The 2,001-nt window shown below is 73.0% G+C and carries 2 protein-coding genes and 1 pseudogene; 1 reads left to right on the top strand and 2 read right to left on the bottom strand.

Annotation, left to right across the window (positions count from 1 at the left end; translation table 11 throughout):
- Positions 1–910, top strand: a pseudogene (locus JMF90_RS35005) (M48 family metalloprotease); the annotation flags it as partial.
- Positions 911–949: 39 nt separating this feature from the next.
- Here JMF90_RS35005 and JMF90_RS35000 read toward each other — a convergent pair.
- Together JMF90_RS35000 and JMF90_RS34995 are read right to left on the bottom strand one after the other, a co-directional pair.
- Positions 950–1,537 carry a DUF2946 family protein gene (locus tag JMF90_RS35000; RefSeq protein ID WP_011546111.1) on the bottom strand — a complete coding sequence of 196 codons (588 nt, stop codon included), beginning with the start codon at positions 1,535–1,537 and terminating at the stop codon, positions 950–952.
- Positions 1,530–2,001: YheT family hydrolase (locus tag JMF90_RS34995; RefSeq protein ID WP_374104323.1), on the bottom strand; the 472-nt coding region annotated here is incomplete at its 5' end. The genes JMF90_RS34995 and JMF90_RS35000, both read right to left, overlap by 8 nt.

The raw sequence follows: 2,001 nt of genomic DNA, 5'->3' as shown, positions 1-2,001 counted from the left end.
GGCCGACCGCGTCGGCTTCCAGCTGCTCGCGGGGGCCGGCTACGACCCGTACGGAATGCCCGGCTTCTTCGAGCGGCTCGACCGCGCGTCGATGGGCGATGCGGGCGTGCCGGCCTATGCGCGCACGCACCCGCTGACCGGGGAGCGGATTGCCGACATGGAGGATCGCGCGCGCCGCGCGCCGTACCGGCAGCCGCGCCAGTCGGCCGAGTACGGGTTCGTGCGGGCACGGCTGCGCGTCCTGCAGAACCGGGCGCCGACCGACATCGCGGCCGAGGCGCGCCGGATGCAGCTCGAGCTCGACGATCACACGGCGCCGAACGTCGCGGCGAACTGGTACGGCATCGCGCTCGCGAATACGCTGCTCGGCCAGTACGACGCGGCCGACAACGCGCTCGCGTCGGCCCGCGCTGCATTCGATGCGCGCGAGCGCCGCGAGGACGACCCGGCGACCAGCTCGCCGAGTCTCGACGTGCTGGCCGCCGACATTGCCCGCCGCGCGGGCCGGACCGACGACGCGGTGCGGCTCTCGGCGCTCGCGCAGCGGCGCTGGCCGGCGTCGCACGCGGCGATCGTCGCGCACCTGCAGGCGCTGATCGCCGCGCGCCGCTTCGCCGAAGCGCAAACCCTCGCACGGGCGCAGGCGAAGGCCGACCCCGAACAGCCGGACTGGTGGGATTACCTCGCGAAGTCGAGCGACGGCAAGGGCGACGTGCTCGCGCGGCGCCGGGCGCTGGCGGAGAAGCTGGCGCTCGATGGAGCGTGGCCGTCGGCGATCCGGCAACTGAAAGAGGCGCGCGACGCGAAGGACGTGTCGTTCTACGAGCAGTCGATCATCGGCGCGCGGCTGCTGGAATTCGAGGCGCGCTACAAGGAAGAGCGCGACGACGAGAAGAACGGCCGCGGGTAGCGGCCGGCGCGCGGCGAACGCAGCCGGCGCCGCGGCGGGTCAGTGGCCGCTGTCGGCCGCGTCGCGTGCGTGGCGCGCCGGGCTGGCGACGTAGCCGAACCGGCCCGGCACGTCGGCGCACGCGATACTGCCGAGCGGCAGCGTGCGGCCGTCGCGCCAGCGCAGCACCGGCGGCTCCGCGTCGAAATCCGCGTGATCGGCGAACAGCCCGAGGTCGTGATCGTGCAGCGCCGCGATGCGCGCAGGCGTGCCGGCCTCGCGAAACAGCACGCCGCCGCCGTCGTCGAGCCAGGCCGCATCCGGTTCGAACGGGGCGCCGGTCTGGTCGGTGAGCGCAAGCTGCCCGTCGCGCTCGGCGAGCCGCACGACCCACGGCGTATAGGCGAGCTCGACGTACACGCGCTGCGGCCCGTTCTGGAAGAACCACCGACCTTGCGCGTCGCAGGCGTAGTTGCGGCCGATGAATGCGTTCAGCGCCTCATGCCGGATCGGCGAGCCGAGCTCGCCGGCCGCCTGCGCGGCGTCGTCGCGCAGCCGCCATGTGCCGCGCCGGTCGAGCAGCAGCCAGCCGGTGCAATCCGGCACGTTCGGCCATTTGGCGAGCGCCTGCCTGACGATGTCATCCATGGTCGACGAATTTCGAGCAATAGCCGAACACCCGCGCCGACAGCCAGTCGAGGCGGCCGGGGAACGGCCCGGTCATGAAGCCCGCGTGGCCGCCGTGCGCGGGCTGGTCGAGCTCGACGGCCGGCGACACGTCGGCCGGGCCCGGCAGCGCCGACTCGGGCAGGAACGGGTCGTTGCGGGCGTTGAGGATCAGCGTGGGTACGTCGATCGCGCGCAGCAGCGGCCGCGTGGTTGCCTTCGTCCAGTAGTCGTCGGCGTTCGCGAAACCGTGCAGCGGCGCGGTCACGACCTCGTCGAAGTCGCGCATCGTCACGGCCCGCAGCATCGCGTCGCGGTCGAACAGCCCCGGGTACTGTTCGAGTTTCGCGAGCCCCTTGCGCTTGAGCGTCTTCAGGAAGCTGCGCGTGTAGACCATCGCGAACCCCTGCGACAGCGCGCGGCCGCCCGCGTGCACGTCGATCGGC

The organism is Burkholderia sp. E168m23, from assembly GCF_016586125.1.
Taxonomy (GTDB): Bacteria; Pseudomonadota; Gammaproteobacteria; order Burkholderiales; family Burkholderiaceae; genus Burkholderia; species Burkholderia orbicola.
The sequence above is the reverse complement of the archived record's forward strand: the minus strand, read 5'-3'. Positions and strand labels throughout refer to the sequence as shown.

Bases quoted from the DNA above. Each gene is read 5' to 3' on its own strand.
- JMF90_RS35000 (WP_011546111.1), bottom strand. From the start codon at position 1,537: ATGGATGACATCGTCAGGCAGGCGCTCGCCAAATGGCCGAACGTGCCG.